Source organism: Phaeobacter sp. A36a-5a (assembly GCF_037911135.1).
GTDB lineage: Bacteria > Pseudomonadota > Alphaproteobacteria > Rhodobacterales > Rhodobacteraceae > Phaeobacter > Phaeobacter bryozoorum.
The window spans coordinates 1,024,262-1,039,513 of the sequence record NZ_JBBLYU010000001.1; the positions used below are offsets into that span (position 1 = coordinate 1,024,262).

Consider the following 15,252-nt stretch of genomic DNA (forward strand, 5'->3'; position numbering starts at 1 on the left):
TTTCGCTCGGATGATGGTCGGCCTGGCCGCCGAGGATGGCGAACAGAAGACCGTGATGATCCCCTCTCATTGATTGCTGCGTAATCAACTGCCGGGCAGTGGACGCGACGTATCTGAAGGCCCACCGGACAGCGACCAGCATGGGCGTCAAAAAGGGGGGCGGCGACGTCTGATTGGCCGGACAAAGGGCGGCATGAACACCAAGCTGCATGCCATCCGCGATAGCCAGGGCCGACCGCTCAACCTGTTCGTCACGGCCGGTCAGGTCAGCGACTACATTGGCGCACGGGCAACGCTGAGCAGCCTGTCTGATGCCGTCCGGCTGCTTGGGGACCGCGGATATAACGCTGATTGATTCAGAGATGTGTTGAAAGACAAAGGGATACGCGCATGTATCCCAGGCCGAAAACAGCGCAAAAAGCCCGTCAAGTACGACAAGCGGCGCTACAAACGCCGCAACCGGATCGAGATCATGTTCGGCAGGCTCAAGGGCTGGCGACGTATCGCAACCCGCTATCACCGTTGCCCCAAGGTCTTCCTCTCAGCAATCGCTTTGGCTGCAACTGTCACTTACTGGCTATGAGTCCTGACCGCTATGCTTGGTTCCTGTCCCAGCACAACAGCATTTTCTTTGGAGGGATTGCTATTCTCGGATTCCTGCTTCGGGATGTGACCGATGGGACAACCCTCCGGAGGCTGCTGACCGGGATGATGGCAACCAATGCGCTTGGGTTTATCGTAACGCTATATGCCGCCATGATTGGTGTCTTTACCGGGTTTGGCTGGTCGGACTCCGCCTTCTTTGTATTTCTTGCGGCGATGAGTTTCTTACAACTTAAAAAGTCTGATCAAGCCTGATCATCAGAAACAGAGTTCGGGTCGCTCAGCTCCGAACGCCTTCCTTAAAATCTGGCCCTACTCGTTCGTGATCCGGACACCAATCAGCTGACAACCTGAGCAATGTGTGAGCGGCTGCTTTGAGATAATCCGCTGCACCGTCGCAAACGCCACGTCGCAAGCGCAACGGTTGTCTGCATGAGCACTGGCCGCACGGACAAAAGGCGGGTTTGTCCGCATTGTGTCAGCTCACCGGCTCTATAGCCTCGCAGGCGCAGCGAACGGCAGGAACTGCGGGCCGCACCGCAGCAGAAACCCTCGGCTGGTTGCGTCAAGCAGCCGAGTTGCAAGGGGCGCTTTGCTGCGAAGCTCTGTCACAGAGCCTAGGCCCAGCATCCGCTGGTCTGGTCTCAATGCCCGCTTTCGCTGCGTCGCCCATCAACGAACGCTGTCGTTCCCATCGCACCAGACGCGGGAAAAGCTGCTCTGGCTTAATTTTTTAGCGTTGGCCATAAGAGCCCGGCGCGCTCCCTCTGGGAGCGATCTTTGGGGGAGTTTCCGAACTCCAAGCAGCGCCTGAACCGGAGGGGAAGCGCTTCGGCGCTTAGCCGGCGGTGATCTGCATCACGATGCAGGTGGTGGAGCCGGTGGCATAGAGGCGGCCATCCGCAAGCCCGCGCAACTCACCATGGGCGACACCGGTCGAGCGCCCGACATGGTCGGTCATCCCGATACATTCGATTTCAGTGCCGAGTGGGATGGAACGCAGGATATTTACCTTGAATTCCAGCGTGGTATAGGCTGCTCCCTTCGGCACGCGGGTCATCACTGCGCAGGCCATGGCGCTGTCCAGCAGGGTGCCGTACCAGCCGCCGTGGACCGTGCCCATTGGATTGGTCACAGCAAATTCCGGGGTGCCGCGAAACACGACTTTGCCTGCCTCGACGCTGTGCAGGTGGTAGCCCAGTCTCTCGCCAATGGGCGGACCGGGCAGGCGACCTGCGAGAATGCCCTGCATGAAGTCCAGCCCGGACATGCCGGTGATGTCCTCGGGGCGCAGCAGGTCGTCCGGGCCGGTCGCGCGGCGCAGAGGGGAAGCGGCTGCGGCGGTGGTGGAGGACGTCTTGGCCGACGTTTCGGGCGAACTTATGGGTGAGGTCATGCAGAAATCCTGATCCGGTCGGCGAAGACGATGCCCCCGCCGACAGCGGCAGGGGCGACCAGATCAAAGGCTAGGAGGACAGCGGCGGCAGGACAAGCGCTACGCCACGTTCTCCAGCGAGACCGTTGGTGTGATGCCAAGCGCAAAGCAGACATCGCGGGTCAGCTCGGGCCGGTTCAGCGTGTAGAAATGCAGCTTGTCAACGCCGTTGTCCATCAGATCGGAGCAGAGCTCGGTGCACAGCGCCGTGGCAAGCAGGTCCTCGCGCCCATCGCGGATCGCCTTGTCAAACGCATCGTCGATCCAGGCCGGAATATTGGTGCCACAGCGTTTGGCAAAATTGCGCGCGCCCTTCCAGTTTTCGATGGGCAGGATACCGGGCGTGATGCGGCTGGTGTCGATCCCGGCCTTGGCGCAGTCATCGCGAAAGCGCAGGAATGTATCGGCTTCAAAGAAGAACTGGGTCAGCGCCTCATCGGCGCCAGCGTCCAGTTTGCGCTTCAGCCAGTCGACATCCGCACGCGCGCTAGTGGCCTCCGGGTGGCGGTCGGGATAGGCGCCGACGCGGATCGAGAACTGATCGCGCTCTGCCAGCGCCGAGATCAGCTCGACCGAATTGGCAAAACCCTCGGGGTGGGGTTCAAACCCGGCGGAGCCTTTTGGCGGATCGCCACGCAGGGCAACGATTTCGCGCACGCCGGCCTCGGCAAACTGGTCGGCAATCTCCATGGTCTCGGATTTGCTGGCGTTCACGCAGGTCAGATGCGCCGCCACATTGAGACCGGAGGATTTATGCAGCGTTGCCACCGCATCGCGGGTCAGGTCGCGGGTGGTGCCGCCGGCCCCATAGGTGACGGAGACAAAGCGGGGCGCCAGCGGCGCCAGTGTCTGAACCGTATCCCAGAGCCGGAAAGAGGCCTCCAGCGACTGCGGCGGGAAGAATTCAAAAGAGATGTCAGGGGTCGTCATTTTCAAAAGCGCTCCGCATGATTTCATCTCTTGTTGCATAGCGTCTATTGTGAAACAATTTCATAATACTCAAGAACAACATGAGCGACACGATAGATGCACATCGAATTTCGTCACCTGCGCACCATCAAGGCCATACATCAGGAAGGCGGGTTGGCGCGGGCGGCCGATCAGCTGAATATCACTCAGAGCGCGCTGAGCCATCAGATCAAGGGGCTGGAGGATCAGGCGGGGGTCGAACTGTTCCTGCGCCGCTCCAAGCCGATGAAACTGTCGGCGGCGGGGCTGCGGCTGCTGCGGCTGGCGGATCAGGTGCTGCCACAGGTGGAGGCGATGCAGGCGGAATTCTCGGCCCTGCGTGACGGAAACACCGGGCGGATGTATATCGCCATCGAGTGCCACGCATGTTTTGAATGGCTGTTCCCGGTGCTGGAGGGACTGCGCAAGAACTGGGCCGATGTCGATGTCGATATTCGCCCCGGCCTTGCCTTTGACGCGCTGCCTGCATTGCAAAAGGAGGAGGTCGATCTGGTGGTGTCCTCGGATCCCGAGGTGCTGCCGGGAATCGAGTTTATCGAGTTGTTTGACTATAAACCGGTTTTTGTAGCCTCGGCGCTGCATCCGCTGGCTGAGAAACCCTATGTCGAGGCCGAGGATTTTCGCGGCGAGACCCTGATCACCTATCCGGTGGACAAGGCACGGCTGGATATCTTCAGTCAGCTGCTGACGCCTGCGGGCGTGGAACCTGCCGGCATCCGGCAGGTGGAGCTGACGGCGGTGATCCTGCTCTTGGTGGCGTCGAACCGGGGTGTTTCGGTGCTGCCGGACTGGGTGGTGCGGGAGGTCAAATATTCCTCCGACTATGTGACCCGGCCGCTGACTTCCAAAGGGATCACCCGCAGGCTTTATGCGGCGATCCGCAGTGAAGATCGTGAAAAACCCTATATGCAGGAGCTGATCCGACTGGCCAAGGTGGAGGCGCGCAGGCTGCAACAGCAGTAGTGCGCGAACACTGGCGGTGGCGCAGGGGGCAGAGCAGGGCATACCCATGCGCCAGAGGCATAGCTCTCATGTGTCGTACTGGTGCGTTCAGGCCCCTATTGGGCCTTGGCAAGCGGCAATCAGGCGCGTATAGGCACGGTTTGACCGACATCTCCCCCTTTTCGCTCAGGAGTCTTTCGCATGATTGGCAGCGCAAACCTCAACATCATGATCAAAGCTGCCCGCAAGGCGGGGCGGTCGCTGGTCAAGGATTTTCGCGAAGTTGAAAACCTTCAGGTGTCGAGAAAGGGGGCAGGCGATTTTGTCTCCAAGGCCGATATCGCTGCCGAGAAGATCCTGAAAGAAGAGCTGATGGGCGCCCGCCCCACTTACGGCTGGCTGGCCGAAGAGGGTGGCGAAGAAGAAGGCGCAGATCCGACCCGCCGCTGGATCGTTGACCCGCTGGATGGCACCACCAACTTCCTGCACGGTCTGCCGCATTGGGCGATTTCCATCGCGCTGGAGCATAAGGGCAAGGTTGTCGCCGGTGTTGTGTATGATGCCGCCAAGGACGAGATGTTCTTTGCCGAAAAAGGTGCTGGCGCCTGGATGAATGACACCCGGATCCGGGTCTCGGGCCGTCATCGCATGATCGAGTCGATCTTTGCGACGGGGCTGCCGTTTGCCGGTCGTTCCGACCTGCCTGCGACCCTGCAGGATCTGGCGCGTCTGATGCCTGCCTGCGCCGGTGTGCGTCGCTGGGGCGCGGCTGCGCTGGATCTGGCCTATGTGGCGGCGGGCCGCTACGAGGGCTACTGGGAGCGCCGCCTGAATGCCTGGGATCTGGCTGCGGGTGTGATCATCGTGCAGGAGGCAGGCGGCCTTATCGAAGCGGTGAACCCCGAGGATGATATCCTTACCTCCGGCGATGTGCTCTGCGCCAATGAGTCGATTTACGACAGCTTTGCCAAGGTGATCCGAGGCTGATGCCGCCCCGGTTTTTTCGCTGGATTTGACGTATTGAAACGCGGCCCCTCGGGTCGCGTTTTTGTTTTGCGGCTGATCCGCGGCGTCTGCCTAGCGGTCAGAGGGGTGATTCACCCCGTCGTGCCAAGGAATGTCACCATAGGTTTCGGCGTGGGTGCGCGGGTTGCCACCGTCAATACAGCCCAGATTGATCCCGCATTCTGCCGGATCGGAACGGCGCTGGTGATAGACGTAGATGCCGCATGTCTTGCAGAAATAGTGTTTCGCCGTATGGCTGCCCCAGGTGTAGAGGCTGAGATTTTCGGCGCCTTTGAGAATGGTCAGGCTGGCGGTGCGCGCGGTCACTGCCGCGGCCCCGCGACGGATGCAGAAGGAGCAATTGCAACGGCTGGCTGAGGCGAGCCCGTCAGGCAGCTCGGCTCTGATTACAACGGCGCCGCAATGACAGCTTGCCTGCCAGGGCTGGGCGCCGTCCTGCGGCGTGGCGGAGGTGGATGCGGACATCTGCTGCGGCCCTTTGTTTGAGATTGCGATATCTGGACTGCTACTTGCCCCAGGGGGTGTTGCGCCGGTTGGGGGCGGATGGCCTGCGCTGCACGCGTGGGATGCGGCTGTCGGTATAGCTGACCTCGGGATGAGGTGGATGGCCGTGGGTCTTGCCCCAGTACACCGGCCCGCCGCGCCTGAGCCAGAGCGGTAGTGTCAATACCAGCCCGACGCCGAAACCGCCGGCATGCGCCCAATAGGCGACGCCGCCTGCCTGAGGGTCAGAGCCGATCCCGCCGAGGAACTGCATGCCCAGCCAGACGCCCAGCATGACGAAGGCAGGGATCGAGAAGACGCGGAAATAGATGATCAGGATCAACAGGATATCGACGCGCGCCCGTGGGAACAGCAGCAGGTAGCCGCCCATGACACCGGCAATGGCGCCGGAGGCCCCGACCAGCGGCACCAGCGAGTCCGGGGCACTTGCGACATGGACCAGCCCGGCGCCGATACCGGAAACAAGGTAGAAGGCGAGAAAGGTGAAATGCCCCATCTCGTCCTCCATATTGTCGCCAAAGATCCATAAAAACAGCATGTTGCCGCCTAGGTGCATCCAGCTGCCATGCAGAAAGGTCGAGGTGAGCAGGGTTTTCCAGTCATAGCCTGCCATGATCTCCGCGGGCAGCAACGCATAGGCGTTGTAGAGCGCGGTCAGGCGGCGCGGGCTGTCATAGCCAAAGTAGGTCAGCGCAAAGATCGCGATATTCGCAACCATGAGCGCATAGGTCACATAGGGCGTGCGCCCGGAAGGGTTGTGGTCACGGATTGGAAACATGGGGGAACGCTGGGCCGGATATGGCCCAGCGTCAAGAGTTTAGCCGGATATTGTGCGCATTGGCCTGACGCTCGCGGTCAGGACATGCCGCCAAGCAGGGCTGCGTTGCCGCCTGCGGCGGTGGTGTCGACGCAGACATGCCGTTCGGCCTGTACCCGTGCCACATCCGGCAGGCCGGGGATCAGCGGCAGGATTGGCCCGTTGCGTCGCGCCAGCCCAGTCTCAATCTCGCGCGCGGTTGCCTCATCACCCCACCAGATCACCCCGGAGATTCCCTCTGCGGTCAGAAGCAGGGGCATATCGCAGGGGCCGGTCGCTTCGATCGCGGTGCCGCCGAGCGCGTGAACGGCGCGGGCCTGGGCCGCCACGGCCTGTGGTCCCGGTCCCAGGCAGAGCAGCGGTGGGCGGGCCTGCTGCGACAGGCGGTTCGATTCGCCGGTCGGGCCGGGCAGGCTGGTGGTGGTCTGCTGCATTGGCTGACCTGTCGGTGCTGGCAGGGACACCATCGCTGCGGTATCGGCGGGCCAGCTGTCGGTGCTCTGCTGACGGTCAGGCGCACAGAAACGCGTCATGTAGAAGGGGCCGCCGGCCTTGGGACCGGTGCCGGACAGGCCTTCGCCTCCAAAGGGCTGGCTGCCGACGATGGCACCGATCTGGTTGCGGTTCACATAGAGGTTGCCTGCGTGAATACGGTCGCAGACATATTGCACCCGGTCGTCGATCCGCGTGTGCAGGCCAAAGGTCAGCCCATAGCCGGTGGCATTTATATCGTTGATGATCCGGTCGAGATCCTGCGATCTGAAGCGGGCGACATGCAGGACCGGGCCAAAGATCTCCTGTTCCAGCGCGCTGATGCCGGAGACTTCGATCAGGGTTGGCGCCACGAAGGTGCCGCCCTGCGGTGCGGTCAGTTCCTTCAGCACCCGGCCCTCGGCGCGGGCGGTGTCGATATGGGCGAGAATACCGGCGCGGGCGGCCTCGTCGATCACTGGTCCGCTGTCGGTTGCCAGGTGCCAGGGATCGCCAAGCCGCAGGGCATCCATCGCGCCTTTGAGCATTTTCAACACGTTATCGGCGATATCTTCCTGGAGGTAGAGGCAACGCAGGGCCGAGCAGCGCTGACCTGCCGACTGAAAGGCGCTTTCGATGACGGCCTGAACGGCCTGTTCCGGCAGCGCGGTGCTGTCCACGATCATCGCGTTGAGACCACCGGTCTCGGCAATCAGAGGCGCGCCGGGACGCAGGTGCTCGGCCATGGCAGCGCGGATTTTCAGTGCGGTTGCAGTGGAGCCGGTGAAAGCGACGCCGCCGACGCGCGGATCTGAGGTCAGCGCGCCGCCAACAGCGCCGCCGCCGGGCAGCAGCTGCAACGCCTCTTTCGGGACGCCTGCCTCATGCAGCAGCGCGATGGCGCGATGGGCGATCAGCGGGGTCTGCTCGGCCGGTTTCGCGAGCACTGCATTGCCGGTTGCCAGGGCGGCTGCAATCTGGCCGGAGAAAATCGCCAGCGGGAAGTTCCAGGGCGAGATGCAGGTGAACACGCCGACCGGCGGCTCTGCTGGAATGCGGGCGGCGTAGTAGCGCAGGAAATCCACCGCTTCGCGCAGCTCGGCCACACAGTCGGGCAGCGTCTTGCCCGCTTCGCGCGTCAGCAGCGCAAACAGTTCGCCATAATTTGCCTCGTAGAGGTCGGCGGCCCGGTTCAGCACTTCGGCGCGGATGTCGGCGCTGGCTTGCCACGGGGCTGCGGCGCCGAGGGCCGCCTCGATTTCGGCCTGACCGGCGCTGTGCACCTGGCCTACCGTGGTGAGATCAGCCGGGTTGCGTACTGCGTCTTCGGTGGTGCTGGGGCTCGCGGGCGCCTTGGCCAGCAGGGGGGTTGCGGTCCAGCTGTGGCTCTTCCAAGGCGCGCGGGCGGCGTCGATCGCCGCAAGGGTGGGGGCGTGGCCCAGATCGAACCCGGAGGAGTTCGGCCGCTCCGGCTGGAACAGCTCCGGTCCGCTGCGCAGGTTCGCAGTCAGATCCTCGACCTGATCGAAGGGATCGGCGGCGACCACTTCGGGAGGCACATTTTCATCAACGATCTGGTTCACAAAGGAGCTGTTGGCGCCATTCTCCAGCAGACGGCGGACCAGATAGGCCAGCAGGTCGCGATGGGCGCCTACCGGCGCATAGATCCGGCAGTGGGTGCGGTTCTGTTCCAGCACCATCTGATGCAGGGTCTCGCCCATACCATGCAGGCGCTGAAACTCATAGGCGCCTTTGTCGGTGTCCTTGGCCATATGCAGAATGGCTGCGACGGTATGGGCGTTATGGGTGGCAAACTGCGGGTAGATCCGGTCAGTCATCGACAACAGTTTGCGGGCGTTGGCGATGTAGGACACATCAGTCAGCGATTTATGGGTGTAGACGGGGAACCCATCGACGCCCTCGACCTGGGCGCGCTTTACCTCGGTGTCCCAATAGGCGCCTTTGACAAGGCGGACCATCAGGCGGCGGTCATAGCGGTTGGCCATATCATAGAGGGCATCCAGCGCCACTCCGGTGCGCGGTCCATAGGCCTGCACCACCACACCAAACCCATCCCAGCCAGCAAGCGCGGGATCGGAGATCACCTCTTCGATCACCTCAAGCGACAGGGACAAGCGGTCGGCTTCTTCGGCATCAACGTTGAGCCCCATGCCGGCGGCCTTGGCCAGCAGCGCCAGCGCCTGCAGGCGCGGCACCAGTTCCTCCATGACGCGGGTTTCCTGCGCCAGTTCGTAGCGCGGATGCAGCGCCGAGAGTTTGACCGAGATACCGGGATTCTGGCGGATATCCTCGCTGTCGCAGGCGGCGGCGATGGCCGAAATCGCGCGGGAATAGGCCAGGTGATAGCGGGCGGCATCCGCTTCGGTGCGGGCGGCCTCTCCCAGCATGTCGTAGGAATAGGTGTAGCCTTTGGCTTCCATCCCGGCGGCGCGTTTCATGGCCCCTTCAATGGTCTCGCCCAGCACGAACTGGCGGCCCATTTCCTTCATCGCGCGGCTGACGGCGGTGCGGATCACCGGTTCGCCCAGACGTTTGATGGCGCCGCGCAGCGCCGAGACCGGGCTGCGCTTTTCGTCGAGCACCTTGCCGGTCAGCATGAGGGCCCAGGTGGACGCATTGACCAGAGAGGAGGTGGATTTGCCCAGATGCTTGCCCCATTCCGACGGCGCGATCTTATCCTCGATCAGCGCGTCGATGGTGTCGGCGTCGGGCACCCGCAAGAGCGCCTCGGCCAGGCACATCAGGGCAACGCCCTCGTCGGTGGAAAGACCGTATTCGGCCAGAAAGACTTCCATCAGGCCGGGCGAGGAATGGCCCCGGATGTCGCGCACCAGGGCGGCGGCATTGGCGCAGATGGTGCGACGGTCCGCAGCGCTAAGATCGGCCAACGCAAACAGCCGGTCGCGCATCTGAGCCTGATCAACATAGGTGCCCGCGTCGATGCGGTAGCGTAGCGCCTCCGCGTGGTCCGCAGTCTGCGCGGAGGACAGGGGGGGCGTGGGCCGGGATTGGGTCGCTGTCATTTTAGGGAACTCTCCGAAGGAACCACAGGTCGTGCCGTGGTTGGTCTATCCGCATATGATATCGCGAAATTGCTGGGACAATCGCCCTATGTTGTGCAATCAATAGGCATAACGCCCAAAAAAGGACCTTAGGACAATGCAAATAGACTTTCCGGGCATGGATCGGTTCGATCAGGCGATTCTGGAGGCGCTTGGAGAGGATGGCCGCATGTCCATCGCGGATCTGGCGCGGCGGATCGGCCTGTCCAAAACGCCGACACAGGCGCGGCTGCGGCGGTTGGAGACCGAGGGCTTCATTACAGGCTATCGGGCGCTGATCGATCCGATCCGGCTGGGCCTGGATCACGTCGCCTTTGTCGAGGTGAAGCTGACCGATACCCGAGAGGAGGCGCTGGCGAAATTCAATGCGGCGCTGGCGCGGGTGCCCGAGATCGAACAGGCCCATCTGATGGCCTCGCATTTTGACTATCTGCTGAAAGTTCGGACGCGATCCATGTCGGCCTATCGCGCCGTGCTGGGCGAGAAGATATCGGCGCTGCCGCATGTGGCGTCGACCTCAACCTATGTGGCGATGCAGGCAGTGATCGAGGATAGCGCGGTGCTGCCGTGATTGGCATGTCGGGCGGATGCGCGCGAAATCGTGACTTGTCCGGTGGGAGTTTTGCGCCAAGATTGGACGATGCGACAGTTCTGGATTGCCCCGTTTCTTGGTCTTTGTTTCGCTGCGGCTGCGCCCCTCGCTCAGGCAGAGAGGGCAGGGCGGGTGCCGTTACTCGCTGACAGTGCAAGCTGCCCGGCGGCGCCGGATCATCAGGGCGCTGTAGACCTGCTGATCGGCCGTGTGCAGGCCGCCCCTGATGAAGCGTCAGCGCAGCAGATCTCCAACCAGTTCTGGCAATATTGGGCAGATGCACCCAATGCGCAGGCGCAGGCGCTGCTGGATCGGGGGATGACCCGGCGCTCGGCCTTTGACTTTCTCGGTGCACTGGAGGCATTTGACAGGTTGGTCGCCTACTGCCCGGATTACGCCGAGGGCTACAATCAGCGCGCTTTTGTCCATTATCTGCGGCGGGATTTTGGCGCGGCGCTAACGGATCTGGATCGCGCAATCGCCCTGTCGCCGCGTCATGTTGCGGCGCTGAGTGGTCGGGCGCTGTCGCTTTACGGGTTGTCGCGCCTGACGGAGGCGCGCCAGGCGCTGGAGCAGGCGCTGGCGCTCAATCCTTGGCTGCCGGAGCGGCATCTGGTGGCGCCGGGTGGTCCATTGGCACCGGAAGGGGCAGGCCCGACGACGCCTGAAGTGGACCTGTGATCTGTGGGCATTGAGACCCCTGTTTCGCATGACGCGGCGTCCAAACACCGATGCGGGAAAAATTCCATGATCCGTGAGATATCCCATTGTGCCGCTGCGGCGTCCTCGCTAGGTCTGTGATTGCAACGGGCCAAGCCCGCTGTGCGGACGTGGTGGAATGGTAGACACCGGAGACTTAAAATCTCCTGGCCGTATGGCCGTGCGGGTTCGAGTCCCGCCGTCCGCACCAGTTTCCTCAGTTTGAGATCAGGAGCCTCCGTTGTCTTTTACGCTGGTTGCGACTGCCAAGAATGAAGGGCCCTCGATCCTGGAATGGGTCGCCTACCACAAGATGATCGGGTTTCAGAACATCATCATCTACCAGAACGACTCTGATGATTTTACAGATGAAATTCTGAAAACTCTGCGCGATCTCGGTGAAATTTCCTATTTCTACAATCGGGCTGAACGCGGGCGACATCAGGTCAAAGCCTACAAACGTGCCGCGCGCCAGCCGGAGTTCCGGGATGCGCGATGGGTCCTTGCGCTTGATCTTGACGAGTTTCTCGTCGTTCACACTGGCGCGGGAACCGTCGGCGATCTCATTGATGCCGTGCCGGACTGCGACCAGATCATGGTGAACTGGAAGAAGTTTGGCAGCGCAGGCAGTGCAACTCTGTCGGAGCAGCTGGTGGTGGAGACCTTTTTGCTGGCCGAGGATGACGACCGGGTTGCTACGCATCTGACACCGTTCAAGACGATGTTTGATCCTGCTGCTCATGAGCGGTGCGGCATCCACAGGCCAAATGGCGCGAAGCTTCCCGATGATCAGATCAGAATTTGCAATGGATCCGGCCTGCCGAGCAGCGCCTACGAACATCGCAATTTCAGGGCTAAGGATCCCAGCCTGCGCGCGCTGGCCCAGATCAACCACTATATCACCAAGGACGCGGCGAGTTTTGTTCTGAAGTCGCACCGCGGCAGTGCCCATCAGGCGAACCGGCTGATTGATCGCAAATACTGGCTGCGCCGCAATCACAATGTTCAGGCCGACACACGGCTTGCGGCCAAGGCTGATAGAATCAGGGCGGGTATGGCCGCATTGGATGTGGCGTCGGGCGGGCGGTTGTTTGACCTGCGCAGCAAGGCCATCGCGCTGCATCGCGCCCGGTTTGAGGCGTTGATGAAAGAGGCCGCCTATCGCGAACTCTATGAGTTCTGTCTGGAAAATCAGATGCTGCCGACAGGCGGCTGACCGTTGAGGTCTCTCCTAGATCCGATCGTTTTGCGGCCCATTCGCCGGACGGATTATCAACCCCAAGACCGCAGGAGGGCGTCTGCCGTGGTGTTGCGGAGTAGTTGGATGAGGGCGTAAGCCGAGGCTGGCGTCAGGAGTTGGTGCCGTCCTTGGTCTGATCCTGCGGTGCCGCGCGTTCGGCTTGCACGGCGGCGATGGTTTCCAGCAGCAGCGGCTTGCGGATCGGTTTTTGCAGAAAACGGTCCATCCCGGCATCCAGGCAGGCGCGGCGATCGCTGTCAAACGCATTGGCCGTCAATGCGATGATCGCGGGCTGGGCCATGTCGCTGGCGCGGATCTGGCGGGTTGCAGTCAGGCCATCGACCTCGGGCATCGACATATCCATCAGGATGATGGCGGGTTGATGGTCGCGGCACATATCTACCGCTTCGCGTCCATTTTCGGCTTCGATCACCTTCAGCGGCGTGTCGGCCAGGAATTTCAGGATCAGCAGGCGGTTGGTGCGATTGTCATCAGCCAGCAGCAATACCCCCGGACCAAGCTGCGGCTGGGAGGTTTCCCGGCTGATCTGGGGCGGGACGATGGGGGCCGTGCGGGCAGCTGAAAGGTGGATTTCCAAGCGGAAGCAGGCGCCGTTGCCGGCGCTGGATTGCAGGCTGATACCGCCGCCCATGCGCTGTGCGAGGATATTGGAGATGGTCAGCCCCAGACCGGTTCCGCCATAGTGGCGTGTGGTTGCGGCATCGGCCTGCGAAAACCGCTCAAATACGTGTTTGGCCTGATCTTCGGAGATGCCAATGCCGGTGTCCACCACGTCGATAAAAAGATGATAGGGATCCTTTGCACCGCGACTGACGTGCAGGGCGACACTGCCATCGTGGGTGAATTTCACCGCATTGCTCAGCAGGTTGACCAGGATCTGGCGCAGCCGACCGTCATCGCCATGGACCTGTTCGGGCAGGTCATGGGCAAAGCTCAGGGTAAAGGATAGCCCCTTTTCGCGCAGCTTCGGCCTGAGCACATCGACGGCGCCGTCGACGCATTTGCGCAGGTTGAAATCGACCGTGCTGATTTCCATCTTTCCGGCCTCGAGCCGGGACAGATCCAGGATGTCGTGGATGATTTTCAACAGCGCGACTGAGGAATCCCGAATGGTTTCGACACATTGCTCCTGTTCCTCCGACAGCGGGCTCTCAGCGAGGATGTCGGACATGCCGATGATCCCATTCATCGGCGTGCGGATCTCGTGGCTCATATTGGCGAGGAATTCGGTTTTTGCCTGATCGGCCTTTTCGGCGGATTGTTTGGCCTGGGTGAGCTGGGCGTTGCGATGGGTCAGCTGCTGGTTCGCGCGCTTCAACTCGTTGTTCAACTCAACATCGCGGGTGACATCCCATTCGACACCGATCATCCGGTTGCGCCCCCGTCGATCACGGAACGAACAGCCCATGGCCCGGATATTCTTATGAGTGCCATCTTTCAGCTCGATGCAGAAATCGACCGAGTGGTTGTTGCCATTGCGTAGCGCCTCCTGGAAGCCGCTAATAACGCGATCGCGATCCTTGGCGTGCAGAAACGATCGCCAGAGCGACAAAGGCACTTCACCGGCTTCGGCAGGGTCCCCGTAGAGTTCACGCATCCGGCGGTCCCAGAGGGCGTTGTCAGAAGTCTCGTCTATTTCCCAGATGCCGATTTTCGAGGTTTCAACAGCCATTTCGAGACGGCGCGAGAGCGCCTCCAGATCACGTTCGCGCCGTTTGAGTGTCTGGATCACCGAACGCCGCGCTGCGGACAGGCGACCGGCGAGCGCGGTTGGAAACAGAATGAAGGCGCCAGCCAGCAGAACGGTGAACCGCAGTTGCCACTGGTTGTCTGCATGGGCGGGCCAGCCACCTTTGGGCCGGGCAGCCAGCTGCCAGGTGCCTACGGGCAGGACAATGTCCATCAGGACCGGGTTGTCCTTCAGTATGCTCGGGTCACCGTAGAACTGCTCGCCCTCGGCGCCCCTGCCGTCTTTGCCGACCAGCGCCACGTCGATCATAAGATCCGGGTTGTTGAGCCCTCCTTGGGTATAGATGGCATCGACATCAATCACCGCCGAGAGAATGCCCCAGAATGATCTGGTCGCTTGCGGGCCCGCGAAGATCGGAAAGCGGGCGATCATACCGCGACCGCCCTGCAGCAGGTTGACCGGTCCGGCAAGGACAAGGTCGCCGCTGTCGCGTGCGCGGAGCGCCGCAGCACGCTGGGCTTCATTCTTGCGGTAGTCCAAGCCAATTGCAGCCTCGTTACCCGCAATCGGATACATCAGGCGGATCACCAGATCCGGCGCCGCGGCGATGTTGCGCAGACTTGCTTCATCAGCAATCAGTTGTGACGCCAGCTCGGCAAAGCGCCGCTGCGTCATGTCGGGTTCGGTCGAGAGGACCGCCTGCAGCCCGCGCACAAGCTGGATATCGGCTGACAGGTTTCCCTCGATCCGGGCGCGGATCAGCCCCGCCTCATATTGAACATCCGCGCGCAGCTTCTGTTCATAGATTGTGTCATTCTGGGACTCGGCAGACAGCCCGGCCGCCACGATCACCACAAAGGCGACCAGGGTCGGAAGATAGGTCCGATTGTTCAGCGCCTGGATCCATGCTTTGGGCCGAAAACTCATGAAGGCTACACCGGTGGTTATCGTTTACTGCAATCTAGGGTCATTTCTGTCGCAAAACTGTTCAGCCAGTATTAACAATACTCGGTCTTTTCCGCTTTAGGCGATTTTTGTGAATTCAGGTCGCGCGCAAGATGCTCTGTATAGGGGCGTTCTGGGAGTGTATCCTTGATTAATATCAAATTGTGTTCATTTCCGGCTGGCGGTTCGTCAGAAGTCTCACCACCTTGGGTTGA

The 15,252-nt window shown here is 61.6% G+C and carries 14 protein-coding genes and 1 tRNA gene; 9 read left to right on the forward strand and 6 right to left on the reverse strand.

All coding sequences use genetic code 11. From position 1 onward, the window contains the following. Positions 1-193 precede the first annotated feature (193 nt). From WLQ66_RS18835 to WLQ66_RS04815, 3 genes are read left to right on the forward strand one after another with little or no spacing between them, the layout of a single operon-like run. The gene (locus tag WLQ66_RS18835; protein WP_506546808.1) at positions 194-355 is read left to right on the forward strand and encodes a hypothetical protein; all 162 of its coding nucleotides are present in this window, start codon (positions 194-196) and stop codon (positions 353-355) included. 9 nt (positions 356-364) lie between these two features. Next, positions 365-583, forward strand: coding sequence for a transposase (locus WLQ66_RS18840; RefSeq protein ID WP_506546807.1), 219 nt, complete (start codon positions 365-367; stop codon positions 581-583). After that, positions 523-858 carry a hypothetical protein gene (locus WLQ66_RS04815; RefSeq protein ID WP_340545239.1) on the forward strand — a complete coding sequence of 112 codons (336 nt, stop codon included), beginning with the start codon at positions 523-525 and terminating at the stop codon, positions 856-858. The genes WLQ66_RS18840 and WLQ66_RS04815 overlap by 61 nt, the downstream gene beginning before the upstream one ends. 583 nt (positions 859-1,441) lie before the next feature. On the opposite strand, the gene WLQ66_RS04820 is transcribed toward WLQ66_RS04815, so the two are convergent. Beyond that, positions 1,442-1,999 carry a PaaI family thioesterase gene (locus WLQ66_RS04820; protein WP_374015305.1) on the reverse strand — a complete coding sequence of 186 codons (558 nt, stop codon included), beginning with the start codon at positions 1,997-1,999 and terminating at the stop codon, positions 1,442-1,444. A 99-nt stretch (positions 2,000-2,098) separates the two neighbouring features. Then, on the reverse strand, positions 2,099-2,968 hold the full coding sequence (metF, locus tag WLQ66_RS04825) for a methylenetetrahydrofolate reductase [NAD(P)H] (protein WP_260087554.1): 870 nt from the start codon (positions 2,966-2,968) through the stop codon (positions 2,099-2,101). A 96-nt stretch (positions 2,969-3,064) separates the two neighbouring features. On the opposite strand from metF, the gene WLQ66_RS04830 reads away from it, so the two are divergent. Both WLQ66_RS04830 and WLQ66_RS04835 read left to right on the forward strand, forming a co-directional pair. Further along, complete coding sequence (locus WLQ66_RS04830; RefSeq protein ID WP_260087555.1) at positions 3,065-3,970, forward strand: LysR family transcriptional regulator; 906 nt, start codon at positions 3,065-3,067, stop codon at positions 3,968-3,970. Between the two features lie 180 nt (positions 3,971-4,150). Next, positions 4,151-4,936, forward strand: a complete 786-nt coding sequence (locus WLQ66_RS04835; RefSeq protein ID WP_340545240.1) for an inositol monophosphatase family protein — start codon at positions 4,151-4,153, stop codon at positions 4,934-4,936. Between the two features lie 90 nt (positions 4,937-5,026). Here WLQ66_RS04835 and WLQ66_RS04840 read toward each other — a convergent pair whose 3' ends face one another. The 3 genes from WLQ66_RS04840 to putA all read right to left on the reverse strand — a co-directional run bounded on the left by WLQ66_RS04840 (position 5,027) and on the right by putA (position 9,811). After that, positions 5,027-5,440 (reverse strand): GFA family protein, encoded by a 414-nt coding sequence (locus tag WLQ66_RS04840; protein WP_340545241.1) that lies wholly within the window; start codon positions 5,438-5,440, stop codon positions 5,027-5,029. A gap of 40 nt (positions 5,441-5,480) precedes the next feature. After that, positions 5,481-6,257, reverse strand: a complete 777-nt coding sequence (locus WLQ66_RS04845) for a rhomboid family intramembrane serine protease (protein ID WP_340545242.1) — start codon at positions 6,255-6,257, stop codon at positions 5,481-5,483. A gap of 77 nt (positions 6,258-6,334) precedes the next feature. After that, positions 6,335-9,811 (reverse strand): bifunctional proline dehydrogenase/L-glutamate gamma-semialdehyde dehydrogenase PutA, encoded by a 3,477-nt coding sequence (putA, locus tag WLQ66_RS04850; protein ID WP_340545243.1) that lies wholly within the window; start codon positions 9,809-9,811, stop codon positions 6,335-6,337. Positions 9,812-9,947: 136 nt separating this feature from the next. Here putA and WLQ66_RS04855 point away from each other — a divergent pair, with 136 nt between their 5' ends. The 4 genes from WLQ66_RS04855 (at position 9,948) to WLQ66_RS04870 (ending at position 12,357) form a co-directional block, all read left to right on the forward strand. After that, complete coding sequence (locus WLQ66_RS04855; RefSeq protein WP_340545244.1) at positions 9,948-10,421, forward strand: Lrp/AsnC family transcriptional regulator; 474 nt, start codon at positions 9,948-9,950, stop codon at positions 10,419-10,421. Between the two features lie 69 nt (positions 10,422-10,490). Next, entirely contained in the window at positions 10,491-11,123 is a 633-nt protein-coding gene (locus WLQ66_RS04860) for a tetratricopeptide repeat protein (protein ID WP_340545245.1), read from the forward strand. 143 nt (positions 11,124-11,266) lie between these two features. Then, positions 11,267-11,352: transfer RNA gene (locus tag WLQ66_RS04865), tRNA-Leu, on the forward strand. A gap of 30 nt (positions 11,353-11,382) precedes the next feature. After that, positions 11,383-12,357: a glycosyltransferase family 2 protein gene (locus WLQ66_RS04870; RefSeq protein ID WP_340545246.1), complete on the forward strand. Its 975-nt coding sequence runs from the start codon at positions 11,383-11,385 to the stop codon at positions 12,355-12,357. 133 nt (positions 12,358-12,490) lie between these two features. On the opposite strand, the gene WLQ66_RS04875 is transcribed toward WLQ66_RS04870, so the two are convergent. Then, positions 12,491-15,019 carry an ATP-binding protein gene (locus WLQ66_RS04875; RefSeq protein WP_340545247.1) on the reverse strand — a complete coding sequence of 843 codons (2,529 nt, stop codon included), beginning with the start codon at positions 15,017-15,019 and terminating at the stop codon, positions 12,491-12,493. Between the last annotated feature and the right edge of the window lie 233 nt (positions 15,020-15,252).

Bases quoted from the DNA above. Each gene is read 5' to 3' on its own strand.
- WLQ66_RS18835 (WP_506546808.1), top strand. From the start codon at position 194: ATGAACACCAAGCTGCATGCCATCCGCGATAGCCAGGGCCGACCGCTC.
- WLQ66_RS04820 (WP_374015305.1), bottom strand. From the start codon at position 1,999: ATGACCTCACCCATAAGTTCGCCCGAAACGTCGGCCAAGACGTCCTCC.
- metF (WP_260087554.1), bottom strand. From the start codon at position 2,968: ATGACGACCCCTGACATCTCTTTTGAATTCTTCCCGCCGCAGTCGCTG.
- WLQ66_RS04830 (WP_260087555.1), top strand. From the start codon at position 3,065: ATGCACATCGAATTTCGTCACCTGCGCACCATCAAGGCCATACATCAG.
- WLQ66_RS04835 (WP_340545240.1), top strand. From the start codon at position 4,151: ATGATTGGCAGCGCAAACCTCAACATCATGATCAAAGCTGCCCGCAAG.
- WLQ66_RS04840 (WP_340545241.1), bottom strand. From the start codon at position 5,440: ATGTCCGCATCCACCTCCGCCACGCCGCAGGACGGCGCCCAGCCCTGG.
- WLQ66_RS04845 (WP_340545242.1), bottom strand. From the start codon at position 6,257: ATGTTTCCAATCCGTGACCACAACCCTTCCGGGCGCACGCCCTATGTG.
- putA (WP_340545243.1), bottom strand. From the start codon at position 9,811: ATGACAGCGACCCAATCCCGGCCCACGCCCCCCCTGTCCTCCGCGCAG.
- WLQ66_RS04855 (WP_340545244.1), top strand. From the start codon at position 9,948: ATGCAAATAGACTTTCCGGGCATGGATCGGTTCGATCAGGCGATTCTG.
- WLQ66_RS04860 (WP_340545245.1), top strand. From the start codon at position 10,491: ATGCGACAGTTCTGGATTGCCCCGTTTCTTGGTCTTTGTTTCGCTGCG.
- WLQ66_RS04875 (WP_340545247.1), bottom strand. From the start codon at position 15,019: ATGAGTTTTCGGCCCAAAGCATGGATCCAGGCGCTGAACAATCGGACC.